Annotated in this window: 14 protein-coding genes; all 14 read left to right on the plus strand. The window is 42.4% G+C overall.

Going from position 1 to position 15,297, the window contains the following annotated elements:
• Positions 1-2: 2 nt before the first annotated feature.
• The 14 genes from recN (at position 3) to leuD (ending at position 15,276) form a co-directional block, all read left to right on the plus strand.
• Entirely contained in the window at positions 3-1,670 is a 1,668-nt protein-coding gene (recN, locus tag A0739_RS02370; RefSeq protein ID WP_061586934.1) for a DNA repair protein RecN, read from the plus strand.
• Positions 1,671-2,399, plus strand: a complete 729-nt coding sequence (locus A0739_RS02375) for a metallophosphoesterase family protein (RefSeq protein ID WP_061586935.1) — start codon at positions 1,671-1,673, stop codon at positions 2,397-2,399. It begins immediately after the preceding gene.
• A 78-nt stretch (positions 2,400-2,477) separates the two neighbouring features.
• Entirely contained in the window at positions 2,478-4,301 is a 1,824-nt protein-coding gene (gene lepA / locus A0739_RS02380) for a translation elongation factor 4 (RefSeq protein ID WP_001047158.1), read from the plus strand.
• Positions 4,302-4,445: 144 nt separating this feature from the next.
• Positions 4,446-5,069 carry a hypothetical protein gene (locus A0739_RS02385; protein ID WP_061586936.1) on the plus strand — a complete coding sequence of 208 codons (624 nt, stop codon included), beginning with the start codon at positions 4,446-4,448 and terminating at the stop codon, positions 5,067-5,069.
• A gap of 80 nt (positions 5,070-5,149) precedes the next feature.
• Positions 5,150-5,998 carry a DNA-processing protein DprA gene (gene dprA, locus A0739_RS02390; RefSeq protein WP_061586937.1) on the plus strand — a complete coding sequence of 283 codons (849 nt, stop codon included), beginning with the start codon at positions 5,150-5,152 and terminating at the stop codon, positions 5,996-5,998.
• 117 nt (positions 5,999-6,115) lie between these two features.
• Positions 6,116-8,203: a type I DNA topoisomerase gene (gene topA, locus A0739_RS02395; RefSeq protein WP_061586938.1), complete on the plus strand. Its 2,088-nt coding sequence runs from the start codon at positions 6,116-6,118 to the stop codon at positions 8,201-8,203.
• Positions 8,204-8,309: 106 nt separating this feature from the next.
• Positions 8,310-8,669, plus strand: a complete 360-nt coding sequence (locus tag A0739_RS02400; protein WP_007516860.1) for a YbaN family protein — start codon at positions 8,310-8,312, stop codon at positions 8,667-8,669.
• A gap of 93 nt (positions 8,670-8,762) precedes the next feature.
• Positions 8,763-9,395, plus strand: coding sequence for a copper homeostasis protein CutC (locus A0739_RS02405; RefSeq protein WP_061586939.1), 633 nt, complete (start codon positions 8,763-8,765; stop codon positions 9,393-9,395).
• 43 nt (positions 9,396-9,438) lie between these two features.
• Positions 9,439-10,095 (plus strand): MmcQ/YjbR family DNA-binding protein, encoded by a 657-nt coding sequence (locus A0739_RS02410; protein WP_061586940.1) that lies wholly within the window; start codon positions 9,439-9,441, stop codon positions 10,093-10,095.
• Between the two features lie 314 nt (positions 10,096-10,409).
• Entirely contained in the window at positions 10,410-11,972 is a 1,563-nt protein-coding gene (locus tag A0739_RS02415) for a 2-isopropylmalate synthase (protein ID WP_061586941.1), read from the plus strand.
• A gap of 11 nt (positions 11,973-11,983) precedes the next feature.
• The gene (gene leuB, locus A0739_RS02420; protein ID WP_061586942.1) at positions 11,984-13,021 is read left to right on the plus strand and encodes a 3-isopropylmalate dehydrogenase; all 1,038 of its coding nucleotides are present in this window, start codon (positions 11,984-11,986) and stop codon (positions 13,019-13,021) included.
• Complete coding sequence (locus A0739_RS02425) at positions 13,018-13,287, plus strand: DUF1294 domain-containing protein (RefSeq protein WP_000700091.1); 270 nt, start codon at positions 13,018-13,020, stop codon at positions 13,285-13,287. Before leuB ends, A0739_RS02425 begins: the two co-directional genes overlap by 4 nt.
• Before the next feature lie 3 nt (positions 13,288-13,290).
• Positions 13,291-14,673, plus strand: a complete 1,383-nt coding sequence (gene leuC / locus A0739_RS02430) for a 3-isopropylmalate dehydratase large subunit (protein WP_061586943.1) — start codon at positions 13,291-13,293, stop codon at positions 14,671-14,673.
• Between the two features lie 9 nt (positions 14,674-14,682).
• Positions 14,683-15,276, plus strand: coding sequence for a 3-isopropylmalate dehydratase small subunit (gene leuD / locus A0739_RS02435; RefSeq protein ID WP_000410640.1), 594 nt, complete (start codon positions 14,683-14,685; stop codon positions 15,274-15,276).
• Positions 15,277-15,297: the final 21 nt, after the last annotated feature.

The raw sequence follows: 15,297 nt of genomic DNA on the forward strand, positions 1-15,297 counted from the left end.
GTATGTTACTTGAAATTTCGATAAAAAACTTTGCCATTATTGAGGCGATTTCGCTCAATTTTGAAAAGGGTATGACTGTTTTGACTGGGGAAACGGGTGCCGGAAAGTCTATCATTATCGACGCTATGAATCTCATGTTGGGGGCTCGTGCAACGACAGACGTTATTCGTCATGGTGCGCTAAAGGCGGAGATAGAGGGGCTTTTCTCGGTTGAAAATAGTCGACTTTTACAGGAACTTTTTGAAGAGCAAGGTTTGGAAATGGGTGATGAAATTATCATCCGCCGGGAAATTTTGCAAAATGGTCGTAGTGTTAGTCGCGTGAATGGTCAGATGGTCAATCTTTCTGTCTTGCGTGCTATTGGGCAACACCTTGTGGATATCCATGGTCAGCATGACCAAGAGGAGTTAATGCGCCCTCAACTGCACATCCAGATGTTGGATGAGTTTGGTGATGCAGCTTTCTTGGAGTTGAAGGAGACCTATCAGACGAGTTTTGACGCCTATCGCAAAATGCGTAAGCAGGTTCTAGAAGTCAAGAAAAACCAGCAGGAACATAAGGCTCGTATTGAGATGTTGGAATTTCAAATGGCAGAGATTGATGCAGCGAACTTGCAGGCTGGTGAAGACTTGGCTCTCAACCAAGAACGAGATAAACTCCTCAATCATAAGAATATTGCGGATACGCTAACCAATGCCTATAGTATGTTGGACAATGAGGAATTCTCCAGTCTTGCTAATGTCCGTTCCGCTATGAATGACATGGAAAGTGTTGAAGAATACGATCCTGAATACCGTGAAATTTCAAGTTCTCTATCAGAAACCTACTATGTTTTAGAAGATATTACCAAGCGTTTGGAAGATATTATTGAAGACTTGGATTTTGATGGCAATCGCCTCATGCAGGTTGAAAATCGTTTAGACCTTCTGAATACTATTACCCGCAAGTATGGTGGGACTGTGGACGATGTCCTGCTTTATTTTGCTAAGATTACGGATGAGTACAATCTCTTGACAGGTAATAACCTTTCGTCTGAGGACATGGAAGCAGAGCTCAAGAAATTGGAAGTTAATCTTGTTGATTTGGCAGGGAAGCTTGCATCTGCTCGTCATGATTTGGCCCAGCAGCTCGAAGCTGAGATTAAACAAGAACTTCAGGATCTCTATATGGAGAAGGCACAGTTCCAGGTTCGCTTTAGCAAGGGCAAATTTAGTCGTGAGGGGAATGAAACGGTCGAGTTTTACATTTCTACCAACCCAGGTGAAGACTTTAAACCTTTGGTTAAGGTGGCATCTGGTGGGGAATTGTCTCGTCTCATGCTAGCCATTAAGTCTGCTTTTTCTCGTAAGGAAGGTAAGACCAGTATTGTCTTTGATGAGGTGGATACGGGAGTTTCAGGTCGTGTTGCTCAAGCTATTGCTCAAAAGATTCACAAGATTGGCCAACATGGTCAGGTTTTAGCTATTTCTCACTTGCCACAAGTGATTGCCATCGCGGATTATCAATTCTTTATTGAAAAGATTAGTGATGAGCACTCAACGGTGTCGACGGTTCGCCTCTTGACTTTAGAAGAGCGAGTAGAGGAAGTTGCTAAGATGTTAGCAGGAGAGAATGTAACAGAAGCAGCCCTTACCCAAGCGAGAGAATTATTGCAAACGAGGGAGAAATAAATGACAGACTATTATGTAATTGGAGATGTCCATGGAAAAGCAGGTATGCTGGAAGACCTTCTCAAAACATGGGATGGTCACACCCAGTTGCTCTTTCTAGGGGATTTGATTGACCGTGGTGAAGATAGTCGCCGTGTTCTAGAAATGGTTAAGGTCTTAGTGGACAATCAAGGGGCTATCTGTCTATCAGGAAACCACGAGTATATGTTTCTGACTTGGCTCGATGATCCAGAAGAAAGCTATGACCATTATCGTCGCAATGGTGGAGATACAACTATTAACTCAATCCTAGGTCGTCCCTTGGATGCACCAGTTGATGGCGTAGAAGATGCCAAGCGCGTTGCGACTGAAGCAGCAGACTTGGTCGAATTTATTCGTCAAATGCCATTTGTAGTAGAGACAGACAAGTATATCTTTGTTCATGCGGGTATTGACTTGACCTTGGATGATTGGCATGAAACAACAGATTACAAGAAAGTCTGGCTCAGAAAGCCATTCCACGAAGCCGAAAATCATACTGGGAAAACCATTGTCTTTGGGCATACACCAGTTTATGGCTTACTGAAGCAAGACCGAGGTACAGCTGAGCTTTGGATAACAGAGGATGGCAAGATTGGCATGGATGGAGGAGCTGTCTATGGTGGTGTCCTTCATGGGATCGTCTTTACAGACCAAGGAATGACAGAACACCACTTTATCGAAAATGATGGCTTTATTGCCGAAGATTAGTACTCCTAGCAGGGTATGGTCTTGTCAAAATGTTAAAAACAATTTATAATTAATAGATACCCTGAAAGGAAGAGCATCATGAACTTAGAAGATTTGAAAAAACGACAGGAGAAGATTCGGAACTTCTCTATTATCGCCCATATTGACCATGGGAAATCAACCCTAGCAGACCGCATTTTGGAAAAGACGGAGACGGTTTCTAGTCGTGAAATGCAAGCCCAACTTCTGGATAGTATGGATCTTGAGCGTGAACGTGGGATTACCATTAAACTCAATGCCATTGAGCTGAATTACACTGCGAAAGATGGTGAGACCTATATTTTCCACTTGATTGACACGCCAGGGCACGTGGACTTTACCTATGAAGTGTCGCGTTCGCTAGCTGCCTGTGAAGGAGCGATTTTGGTGGTTGATGCGGCCCAAGGGATTGAGGCGCAAACTCTTGCTAACGTTTATCTAGCCTTGGACAATGATTTGGAAATCTTGCCCGTCATTAACAAGATTGACCTTCCAGCAGCTGATCCAGAGCGTGTGCGTACAGAGATTGAGGATGTCATTGGACTAGATGCCAGCGAAGCGGTCCTGGCTTCAGCAAAAGCTGGTATTGGAATTGAAGAAATTCTTGAGCAAATCGTAGAGAAAGTTCCCGCACCAACTGGTGATGTAACGGCGCCACTCAAAGCATTGATTTTCGACTCCGTTTACGATGCTTATCGCGGGGTTATCCTTCAAGTGCGTGTCATGGATGGAGTTGTCAAACCTGGCGATAAGATTCAGCTCATGAGCAATGGCAAGACCTTTGATGTGACTGAGGTGGGAATTTTCACACCGAAAGCAGTTGGTCGTGATTTCCTTGCGACTGGTGATGTTGGTTATATTGCGGCTTCCATCAAGACGGTTCAAGATACGCGTGTTGGTGATACAGTGACCCTAGCAAGCAATCCTGCCGCAGAACCGCTAGATGGATACAAGCAGATGAATCCTATGGTCTTTGCGGGTCTTTATCCAATCGAATCAAACAAGTACAATGACCTTCGTGAAGCCCTTGAAAAGTTGCAGCTCAACGATGCCAGCCTGCAGTTTGAACCAGAAACATCTCAGGCCCTTGGATTTGGTTTCCGTTGTGGATTCCTTGGACTTCTCCATATGGATGTTATCCAGGAACGTTTGGAGCGTGAGTTCAACATTGACCTTATCATGACAGCTCCGTCTGTTATTTACAAGGTTAACCAAACTGACGGTGAGTCTATGGATGTGTCTAACCCCTCTGAATTTCCAGATCCGACTAAGATCGCGACCATTGAAGAACCTTATGTCAAGGCGCAAATCATGGTACCGCAGGAGTTTGTCGGAGCGGTTATGGAACTAGCTCAGCGTAAGCGTGGGGACTTTGTGACCATGGACTATATTGATGATAATCGTGTCAATGTTATCTATCAAATTCCACTTGCTGAAATTGTCTTTGACTTCTTTGATAAGCTCAAGTCTTCGACGCGTGGTTATGCAAGTTTTGACTACGAATTGTCAGAGTATCGTCCGTCTAAGCTAGTCAAAATGGATATCCTTCTCAATGGTGATAAGGTCGATGCCCTCAGCTTTATCGTTCACAAGGACTTTGCCTACGAACGTGGGAAACTCATTGTTGATAAGCTCAAGAAAATCATCCCTCGTCAACAATTTGAGGTACCAATCCAAGCAGCTATTGGGCACAAAATCGTGGCTCGTACGGATATCAAGGCTCTTCGTAAGAACGTACTTGCCAAATGTTATGGTGGTGACGTTTCTCGTAAACGCAAACTCCTTGAAAAACAAAAAGCTGGTAAGAAACGCATGAAAGCCATTGGATCAGTAGAAGTCCCACAAGAAGCCTTCCTTAGCGTCTTAAGCATGGATGAAGAATAGAAATAAAAAATAAAACTCTTGAAGATTTTTCAAGAGTTTTTGCTTTAAATGAGAGCTATAAAATCGTAAACTAACAGAATCGATTAGGTTAGAATTTGACAGAAGTCCTTATTTTTCTTATAATGCAGATGGAAAGGTGGTAGGATGAAAAAATTATTAATTTTAGGTACTGTAGTTACTGCTAGTGTTTTTCTAGCTTCATGCTCCAATAATTCGCAAACAGCAACCGAAGAAAGTTCGACTGCAGTTGTTAGTTCTTCTAGCAGTCAGGAAACAAGTAGTTCTAGTTCTGCTGTTTCTGAAGCGAAAAAGGAAGAGACGCAAATCATCGGTTCGAATGAATATGGTTTTGTCAAGGTACCCAAATCATGGGTTCAATTCCATGAAGTAGAAGGTGGAAATGATATACAGTATAGTGATGGAACAGATATCAACATTGTTACGCTGAATACCTTTAAGGCTGAGCAGTTTAATATCAGCGAAGAAGAGTATGCTAAACTGGATGTTGTGACTGTCTCATCTAGTATTTTAACTTCCAAAGAACAAAGCTCTGATTTCAGTAAGGTTTGGGGCTCCAAATCGACCATTGGAGGTTATGAAGCCTATGTTGTCAATGCAATTGCTAAGTCAGGGAAATACCTCGTTACCTGGGTTTTCCGATCAAATGATGGTAAAATCCGCTATGTTTCACTTGAAGGGGATGGGGAAACTTTAAAAACAATCTTACCGATGGTTGAAAGTAGCTGGTCAACTACTAAATCTGAATAAATGAAAAAAGAAGATTCTTGGTCTTCTTTTTATTTTTTTTACGAATAGATAGATGAGTAGAAAAAGAAATGGAGTTGTATATGAAGATCACAAACTATGAGATTTACAAATTAAGAAAAGCAGGTTTGACCAATCAACAAATTTTAACTGTTCTTGAATATGACGAGACTGTAGATCAGGAGCTCTTGCTAGGTGATATTGCAGAAATTTCAGGATGCCGTAATCCTGCGGTCTTTATGGAACGTTATTTCCAGATAGATGATGCACAGTTGGAGAAGGAGTTTCAGAAATTTCCATCCTTCTCGATTCTTGATGACTGTTATCCTTGGGATCTGAGTGAGATTTATGATGCTCCAGCGCTCTTGTTTTATAAAGGAAATCTAGACCTGTTGAAATTTCCAAAGGTTGCTGTTGTAGGGAGTCGTTCATGTTCTAGTCAGGGAGCAAAGTCGGTTCAGAAAGTCATTCAAGGTTTGGAAAACGAGTTAATCGTTGTCAGTGGTTTAGCCAAAGGGATTGATACGGCTGCTCATATGGCTGCACTTCAGAATGGAGGAAGAACGATTGCCGTCATTGGAACAGGATTGGATGTTTTTTATCCCCGAGCCAATAAACGTTTGCAGGAACACATTGGTAATCACCATTTGGTACTTAGCGAGTACGGACCTGGTGAGGAACCCTTGAAATTTCACTTTCCAGCTCGTAATCGCATCATTGCAGGATTGTGTCGTGGAGTTATTGTAGCAGAGGCAAGGATGCGTTCAGGAAGTCTCATTACCTGTGAACGTGCTATGGAAGAAGGACGCGATGTTTTTGCTATTCCAGGAAACATTTTAGATGGCCATTCAGATGGCTGTCACCACCTGATTCAAGAGGGAGCAAAGCTGATTAGTAGCGGTCAAGATGTGTTGGCTGAGTTTGAATTTTAAGGAGAAATTTGTTCACTCAGATAAACTTTTCTTCTATATATAGGACTTAGGTCTTGACAGCTATAGAAAAATGGTTTACACTTTATAAAGTTTATTACTTTGAAAAGGTGTGATAGTGTGGCTACGGCAACAAAGAAGAAAAAATCAACAGTTAAAAAAAATCTAGTCATCGTGGAGTCGCCTGCCAAGGCGAAAACGATTGAGAAATATCTAGGCAGAAATTACAAAGTTTTAGCCAGTGTCGGGCATATCCGTGATTTGAAAAAATCCAGTATGTCAGTCGACATTAAAAATAACTATGAACCACAGTATATCAATATCCGAGGAAAAGGTCCTCTCATCAATGACTTAAAAAAAGAAGCTAAAAAGGCCAATAAAGTCTTTCTGGCGAGTGACCCGGACCGTGAAGGAGAAGCAATTTCCTGGCATTTGGCTCACATTCTCAACTTGGATGAAAATGATGCCAACCGTGTAGTCTTTAATGAAATCACCAAAGACGCAGTAAAAAATGCCTTTAAAGAACCTCGTAAGATTGATATGGACTTGGTCGACGCCCAACAAGCTCGTCGAGTCTTAGACCGCTTGGTAGGGTATTCGATTTCGCCTATTTTGTGGAAAAAGGTCAAGAAGGGCTTATCAGCAGGGCGTGTGCAGTCGGTTGCTCTTAAACTCATCATTGACCGTGAAAATGAAATCAATGCCTTCCAACCAGAAGAATACTGGACAATTGATGGTGTCTTTAAGAAGGGAACCAAACAATTTCAGGCTTCTTTTTATGGTATGAATGGCAAAAAGATGAAATTGACTACCAACGAAGAAGTCAAAGAAGTCTTGTCCCATTTGACTAGTAAAGATTTTACAGTAGACCAGGTAGATAAGAAAGAACGCAAACGCAATGCGCCCCTACCTTATACGACCTCAACCATGCAGATGGATGCGGCTAACAAAATTAATTTCCGTACTCGAAAGACTATGATGGTGGCTCAACAGCTCTATGAAGGGATCAATATCGGATCGGGCGTGCAAGGTTTGATTACCTATATGCGTACTGACTCGACTCGTATCAGTCCTGTGGCTCAGAACGAAGCTGCAAGCTACATTAACGACCGTTTTGGTAGCAAGTATTCCAAGCATGGTAGCAAGGTCAAGAATGCCTCAGGTGCTCAAGATGCCCACGAAGCCATTCGCCCATCTAGTGTCTTTAACACACCAGAAAGCATCGCTAAGTACTTGGACAAAGACCAGCTCAAGCTCTATACTCTTATCTGGAACCGTTTTGTGGCTAGCCAGATGACAGGCGCTATCTTTGATACCATGGCTGTTAAGCTTTCTCAAAATGGGGTTCAGTTTGCGGCAAATGGTAGTCAAGTTAAGTTTGATGGGTATCTTGCTATTTATAATGACTCTGACAAGAACAAAATGTTGCCAGATATGGCTGTTGGAGATGTGGTCAAGCAGGTCAATAGCAAGTCAGAACAACATTTCACTCAACCGCCAGCTCGCTATTCGGAAGCGACTCTTATCAAGACCTTGGAAGAAAATGGAGTTGGACGTCCGTCAACCTATGCTCCGACAATTGAAACCATCCAAAAACGTTACTACGTTCGTCTGGCAGCTAAACGTTTTGAACCAACAGAGTTGGGAGAAATTGTCAATAAACTCATCGTTGAATATTTCCCAGACATCGTAAACGTGACTTTTACAGCTGAAATGGAAGGAAAACTGGATGATGTCGAAGTTGGGAAAGAGCAGTGGCAACGGGTCATTGACGCCTTTTACAAACCATTCTCTAAAGAAGTAGCCAAGGCTGAATCCGAAATGGAAAAAATCCAGATCAAGGATGAGCCAGCTGGATTTGACTGTGAAGTTTGTGGCAGTCCAATGGTAATTAAGCTAGGACGTTTTGGTAAATTCTATGCTTGCAGCAACTTCCCAGACTGCCGTCATACACAAGCGATTGTTAAGGAGATTGGTGTCGAGTGTCCAAGCTGTCATCAAGGACAAATCATTGAACGCAAAACCAAGCGCAATCGTATCTTCTATGGTTGCAATCGTTACCCAGAATGTGAATTTACTTCCTGGGACAAACCAATTGGCCGTGACTGTCCAAAATGCGGACACTTCCTAGTGGAGAAAAAAGTCCGTGGTGGAGGCAAGCAGGTTGTATGTAGTAATGGCGACTACGAAGAAGAAAAAATTAAATAAAATGCAGAGTCCTGAAAATGAATTTCAGGCTCTTTTTTGTTGATGCTTGACAAATTTCCCCCTTGTGTGCGAAACTAGAGGAAGAGTAATTTATCTAGGAGAAATCATGCGTATCATTTATCTCAGTATTGGCTTTATTTCACTGGCTTTAGCTGTTATTGGAGTTGTCTTACCACTTTTACCAACAACCCCCTTTCTTTTGTTAGCTATTGCTTGTTTTTCTAAATCTTCTAAGCGTTTTGAAGACTGGCTTTATCATACAAAGCTTTATCAGACCTATGTAGCTGACTTTCGGGAAACCAAGTCAATCGCGCGAGAACGAAAGAAAAAAATCATTGTATCTATCTATATCTTGATGGGAATTTCTATCTATTTTGCCCCTCTTTTACCAGTCAAAATCGGTCTGGGAGCCTTAACTATCTTTATCACCTACTATCTCTTTAAAGTCATTCCTGACAAAGAATAGATAAAAATAGTAGTTATTTGCCTTGATAAAAATGAAAGCATATTTAAAATAATATGATATAATAAATTTAAAGAAAACATCAAGGAGAATCAAATGATTTACGAATTTTGTGCTGAAAATGTGACCTTGCTTGAAAAAGCGATGCAGGCTGGAGCTCGTCGAATCGAACTTTGTGATAATCTAGCTGTAGGAGGAACAACACCTAGCTATGGAGTGACCAAGGCAGCGGTTGAACTGGCAGCTAACTACGACACGACCATTATGACCATGATTCGTCCCCGTGGTGGCGACTTTGTCTATACTGATCTTGAAATAGCGATCATGCTGGAAGACATTCGTTTGACTGCTCAGGCTGGAAGTCAAGGGGTTGTATTTGGGACATTAACTGCTGATAACAAGTTAGATAAGGCTAATCTTGAAAAGTTGATTGCCGCCTCTAAAGGAATGGAAATTGTCTTTCACATGGCCTTTGATGAATTGAGTGATGAAGACCAGTTGGAAGCCATTGACTGGCTCAGCCAAGTTGGTGTTACCCGTATCCTAACTCGTGCTGGTGTGTCTGGAGACTCGCTAGAGAAACGTTTCGCTCATTATCACAGAATTTTGGAACAGGCTAAAGGTAAAATTGAAATTCTACCAGGCGGGGGGATTGACTTGGACAACCGTCAAACCTTTATCGACCAGCTGGGCGTGACACAATTGCATGGAACTAAGGTTGTCTTTTAAAAAATAGAAAGGAACTGCTAGCTTTGGGTAGCAGTTTTCACTTATGTTTGAAATTTTTAAATCCTATCAGTTTAATAAAGAAAAGGCTAGAGACTATGGTTTTGTAGAAAATGGGGAAGTATGGAACTATAGTTGCCAGATTTTGCAAGGTGACTTTTCCATGACAGTCTCTATCACTCCTGATAATATAAGTTTTCAGGTTTTTGATCAGGAAACGGGTGACCTCTATCCTCAAGTACATATGGAAAGTATGCGGGGAAGTTTTGTTGCAAGTATCCGTGAGGCTTGTTTGGAGATTCTCTACCAGATTCGGAAGGATTGCTTTGATGTACAGGATTTTATCTGTCCTCAGACTAAGCGTATCATGGCTCAAGTTCAAGAAAAGTATGGTAGTCAGTTGGAGTATTTGTGGGAAAAGTCACCTGATACAGCTGTATTGCGTCATGAAGGCAATCAAAAGTGGTATGCTGTTGTGATGAGAATTCCTTGGGATAAGCTGGAAAAGGGCAGAGAAGGGCTAGTCGAAGCAGTCAACCTCAAACACGACCAAGTAGCTGATTTTCTTTCACAAAAGGGCATTTATCCAGCCTTTCATATGAACAAACGCTACTGGCTTAGTATGGCACTTGATGATACTTTGTCAGATGAAATGGTACTGGAATTGATAGAAAGAAGTTGGAACTTAACCGTGAAAAAATAAGGAAAGTTACTTGATTTTTCAAATACTTTCAATTAGCAAAATATTCTTTACTGAAGAAATTTTCAGAAAATAATGGATTTTTTCTTGACAAGTGTTTTTAGCTATGCTAAAATACTAAACAAGATATCAAACGAAGGAGAAAGTCAAACATGAAAACAGCTAAGTTTAATCAATTTGCTTTGTTGTTGAGGTACTCGGGCTAGTGCAAAAGCATTAGTCCTGTTTGGCTTACCAAGCGGGAGTAAATCAACATCTCGCTTGGGCTTCTAAGCGAGATGTTTTTTTAAAACCACATTTGGAAAAGGGGAAATCTTATGCGTAAAGTTGAATTTTTTGATACAAGCCTTCGTGATGGGGAACAAACACCTGGTGTTAACTTCTCAATAAAGGAAAAAGTTTCCATTGCAAGACAGCTGGAGAAATGGGGAATTTCTGTAATTGAAGCTGGTTTTCCGGCTGCTAGTCCAGATTCATTTATAGCTGTTCAAGAAATTGCTAAAGCCATGAAAAAAACAGCAGTGACAGGATTAGCTCGTTCTGTAAAATCTGATATTGATGCTTGTTATGAGGCTCTTAAGGATGCCAAGTATCCTCAAATTCATGTCTTTATCGCTACCAGTCCGATTCACCGCAAGTATAAGCTCAATAAGAGCAAGGAAGAGATTTTAGAAGCTATCAAGGAGCATGTTTCTTACGCACGTTCTAAGTTTGAAATCGTCGAATTCTCTCCTGAAGATGCGACTAGAACAGAGTTGGATTTCCTCTTACAAGTCGTTCAAACAGCGGTCGATGCAGGTGCATCTTATATCAATATCCCTGACACAGTTGGCTTTACGACTCCAGAAGAGTTTGCACGTATCTTTGATCACTTGACTGAAAATATTAAATCAGATCATAAAGTTGTCTTTGGTGTCCACTGTCACGATGATCTCGGTATGGCAACTGCAAATACTTTGACAGCAATTAAACACGGTGCTGGACGTGTTCAGGGAACTATTAATGGTATCGGTGAACGCGCAGGTAATGTTGCTCTTGAAGAAGTAGCTGTTGCTTTGAAGATTCGTGAGGATTTCTTCCAAGCAACTAGTGATATTGTTTTGGATGAAACAATGAATACGTCTGAAATGGTTTCTCGCTTCTCTGGTATTCCAGTTCCTAAAAACAAGGCTGTGGTTGGTGGTAATGCCTTCTCTCACGAGTCTGGTATTCACCAAGATGGAGTCCTTAAAAATCCTCTCACTTATGAAATCATCACACCTGAATTGGTCGGTGTTAAGAGCAATAGTCTTCCGCTTGGAAAATTGTCTGGTCGCCATGCCTTTGTTGAAAAACTAAGAGAATTAGCCCTAGATTTTACAGAAGAGGATATCAAACCACTCTTCGCTAAGTTCAAGGCACTGGCGGACAAGAAACAAGAAATCACAGATGCAGATATTCGAGCTCTGGTAGCTGGAACCATGGTTGAAAATCCAGAAGGCTTCCACTTTGATGATTTGCAACTTCAAACCCATGCAGACAATGAAATTGAAGCGCTCGTTAGCCTGGCCAATATGGATGGTGAGAAAGTCGAATTTAATGCGACAGGACAAGGTTCCGTTGAAGCGATCTTTAACGCTATCGATAAGTTCTTTAACCAATCTGTCCGCTTGGTGTCCTATACCATCGATGCGGTAACAGATGGAATCGATGCCCAAGCTCGGGTTTTGGTCACTGTTGAAAACAGAGATACCGAAACCATCTTTAACGCAGCAGGTCTTGATTTCGATGTATTGAAGGCTTCCGCTATTGCCTATATCAATGCCAATACTTTTGTTCAAAAAGAGAATGCAGGTGAGATGGGGCATAGCGTTTCCTACCGAGACATGCCTAGTGTGTAAAGGAGAAGGCTATGACAAAGAAAATAGTAGCTCTAGCAGGGGATGGAATCGGTCCAGAAATCATGGAAGCTGGTTTAGCGGTTCTGGAAGCTCTAGCTTCAAAAACAGGATTTGACTATGAGATAGACAGACGCCCCTTTGGAGGTGCGGGTATTGATGCTGTGGGGCATCCCTTACCTGATGAAACCCTCAAGGCATGTAGAGAAGCAGATGCTATTCTCCTTGCGGCTATCGGTAGTCCCCAGTATGATGGGGCGGCGATTCGGCCTGAACAAGGCTTGCTAGCTCTTCGTAAGGAACTCAATCTCTATGCCAATATTAGGCCTGTAAAAATCTTTGACAGTCTCAAGCATTTATCACCTCTCAAACCGGAACGAATTGCTGGTGTAGACTTTGTCGTGGTGCGTGAGTTGACAGGTGGGATTTACTTTGGGGATCATATCCTTGAAGAGCGAAAAGCGCGTGATATCAACGACTACAGCTACGAAGAAGTAGAGCAGATTATTCGCAAGGCATTTGAAATTGCAAGAAGTCGCAGAAAAATCGTTACTAGTATCGATAAGCAAAATGTTCTAGCAACATCAAAACTCTGGCGCAGAGTAGCTGAAGAAGTTGCGCAGGATTTCCCAGATGTTATCTTGGAACACCAGTTGGTGGACTCAGCTGCCATGCTTATTATTACTAATCCTGCCAAGTTTGATGTCATTGTGACGGAGAATCTTTTCGGAGATATCTTATCTGATGAATCAAGCGTTCTATCAGGCACACTTGGCGTCATGCCATCAGCCAGTCATTCTGAAAAGGGGCCAAGTCTTTATGAGCCTATTCATGGTTCAGCACCTGATATTGCAGGTCAAGGAATTGCCAATCCTATCTCTATGATTTTGTCAGTTGCCATGATGCTGAGAGACAGTTTTGGACGTTATGAGGATGCAGAGCGTATCGAGCGTGCTGTTGAAGCTAGTTTAGCGGCTGGCATTTTAACAAGAGATATTGGAGGACAGGCTTCTACTAAGGAAATGACAGAAGCCATCATTGAAAGATTATGAAGATAAATGAAGGAATCACGCTTGCCCTCTTGATTTGGAATTTGCTGATTTTCTTGATTTATGGCATTGACAAATCCAAGGCAAGAAGAGGTGCTTGGCGCGTCCCAGAGAAAATCTTACTCATTTTAGCCCTTACTTGTGGTGGTTTTGGTGCCTGGTTGGCAGGAATCACCTTTCACCACAAGACTAGAAAATGGTATTTCAAAACAGTTTGGTTTCTCGGGATGGTGACCACACTAGTAGCCTTATATTTTATTTGGAGGTAATGGATGGCAGGAAAATCGATTTTTGATAAATTATGGGACCGCCATGTCATCACAGGAGAAGAGGGGCAGCCTCAACTCATGTATGTGGACCAGCACTATATTCATGAAGTGACTAGTCCCCAAGCTTTTCAAGGATTACGAGATGCGGGGCGCAGATTGAGACGGCCCGACTTGACATTTGGAACCTTTGACCACAATGTACCAACGGTCAATATCTACGATATTCGAGATGTCATTTCTAAGGCTCAAATTGATAAGCTTGCTGAAAATGTTGAGGAGTTTGGGATTGAACATGCTGCCCATGGTTCTGAAAAGCAGGGAATCGTTCACATGGTAGGTCCAGAAACAGGACGGACGCAACCAGGAAAATTCATCGTCTGTGGAGATAGCCACACAGCTACTCACGGAGCTTTCGGAGCTATCGCTTTTGGGATTGGGACCAGTGAGGTCGAGCATGTCTTTGCTACCCAGACACTCTGGCAAGTTAAACCCAAGAAAATGCTGGTAGAATTCACTGGTGTTCCTCAAAAAGGAGTTTATTCTAAGGATTACATTCTCGCCTTAATTGCTAAGTACGGCGTTGCCTGTGGTGTTGGCTATGTGGTTGAATATCGTGGAGAAGCCATTGATGCACTGACCATGGAAGAGCGCATGACCATCTGCAATATGTCTATTGAGTTTGGCTCCAAGATGGGAATTATGAATCCAGACCAGACTACCTATGACTATCTCAAGGGACGGGAATGTGTTCCCGAAGATTTCGAGGAGGCTGTTGCTGACTGGAAGACGCTTGTCAGCGATGATGATGCTGTTTATGATAAGGTTATCCGGATGGATGTCTCAGACTTGGCTCCTATGGTGACTTGGGGAACCAATCCTGCTATGGGCGTCGACTTTGACAGTAGTTTTCCAGAAATTAAGGATATGAATGATGAGCGAGCTTATCATTACATGAACTTGGAACCAGGTCAAAAGCCAGAGGATATTGAACTAGAATATATTTTTATCGGGTCTTGTACCAATGCTCGACTCAGTGACTTACAGCTGGCTGCGCGATTTGTAAAAGGGAAGAAGATTGCTCCCAATCTAACAGCAATTGTAGTGCCAGGATCGCGTCCTGTCAAACGAGCTGCGGAGAAGTTGGGCTTGGATAAGGTCTTCTTAGATGCTGGCTTTGAGTGGCGAGACCCAGGTTGCTCTATGTGCCTAGGTATGAATCCCGACAAGGTTCCTGATGGTGTCCACTGTGCCTCAACCAGTAACCGCAACTTTGAGGACAGACAGGGATTTGGTGCTAAAACCCATCTTTGCAGTCCAGCCATGGCAGCAGCGGCGGCTATTGCAGGCCGTTTCGTAGATGTTCGGCAAATGCCAGAGGCCCAGTAAGGAGAGGATATGGAGAAATTTACAGTTTATACGGGAACGACCGTTCCTCTTATGAATGATAACATCGACACCGACCAAATACTCCCCAAGCAGTTTCTCAAGTTAATTGATAAAAAAGGCTTTGGTAAGTATCTCATGTATGCTTGGCGTTATCTGGACGATAACTATACTGAGGATCCAGACTTTGTCTTTAACCGACCTGAATACCGAAAAGCCAGTATCCTCATTTCAGGGGATAATTTTGGGGCAGGTTCTTCAAGGGAACACGCAGCTTGGGCTCTAGCCGACTATGGTTTTAAGGTCGTGATTGCAGGTTCTTTTGGGGACATTCATTACAATAATGAACTCAATAATGGCATGTTGCCCATTGTTCAGCCTAGGGAGGTTAGAGAGAAACTAGCCCAACTCAAACCGACCGACCAGGTAACTGTGGACTTGGAACAACAAAAAATCATCTCACCAGTTGGAGAATTCACTTTCGAAATAGATAGCGAGTGGAAACACAAGCTCTTAAATGGTTTGGATGATATCGGAATTACTTTGCAGTATGAAGATTTGATTGCTGCTTATGAAAAACAACGCCCAGCCTACTGGCAGGATTAGAAAAATAGAAAAGGAACTATA

It is taken from the genome of Streptococcus oralis, assembly GCF_001588645.1.
GTDB lineage: Bacteria > Bacillota > Bacilli > Lactobacillales > Streptococcaceae > Streptococcus > Streptococcus oralis_AB.

What these genes read in the sequence shown, in the direction of transcription:
- A0739_RS02410 (WP_061586940.1), top strand. Translation starts at nt 9,439, where the DNA reads ATGTTTGAAATTTTTAAATCCTATCAGTTTAATAAAGAAAAGGCTAGA.
- A0739_RS02415 (WP_061586941.1), top strand. Translation starts at nt 10,410, where the DNA reads ATGCGTAAAGTTGAATTTTTTGATACAAGCCTTCGTGATGGGGAACAA.
- A0739_RS02375 (WP_061586935.1), top strand. Translation starts at nt 1,671, where the DNA reads ATGACAGACTATTATGTAATTGGAGATGTCCATGGAAAAGCAGGTATG.
- A0739_RS02405 (WP_061586939.1), top strand. Translation starts at nt 8,763, where the DNA reads ATGATTTACGAATTTTGTGCTGAAAATGTGACCTTGCTTGAAAAAGCG.
- A0739_RS02425 (WP_000700091.1), top strand. Translation starts at nt 13,018, where the DNA reads ATGAAGATAAATGAAGGAATCACGCTTGCCCTCTTGATTTGGAATTTG.
- leuB (WP_061586942.1), top strand. Translation starts at nt 11,984, where the DNA reads ATGACAAAGAAAATAGTAGCTCTAGCAGGGGATGGAATCGGTCCAGAA.
- leuD (WP_000410640.1), top strand. Translation starts at nt 14,683, where the DNA reads ATGGAGAAATTTACAGTTTATACGGGAACGACCGTTCCTCTTATGAAT.
- A0739_RS02385 (WP_061586936.1), top strand. Translation starts at nt 4,446, where the DNA reads ATGAAAAAATTATTAATTTTAGGTACTGTAGTTACTGCTAGTGTTTTT.
- leuC (WP_061586943.1), top strand. Translation starts at nt 13,291, where the DNA reads ATGGCAGGAAAATCGATTTTTGATAAATTATGGGACCGCCATGTCATC.
- lepA (WP_001047158.1), top strand. Translation starts at nt 2,478, where the DNA reads ATGAACTTAGAAGATTTGAAAAAACGACAGGAGAAGATTCGGAACTTC.
- A0739_RS02400 (WP_007516860.1), top strand. Translation starts at nt 8,310, where the DNA reads ATGCGTATCATTTATCTCAGTATTGGCTTTATTTCACTGGCTTTAGCT.
- dprA (WP_061586937.1), top strand. Translation starts at nt 5,150, where the DNA reads ATGAAGATCACAAACTATGAGATTTACAAATTAAGAAAAGCAGGTTTG.
- recN (WP_061586934.1), top strand. Translation starts at nt 3, where the DNA reads ATGTTACTTGAAATTTCGATAAAAAACTTTGCCATTATTGAGGCGATT.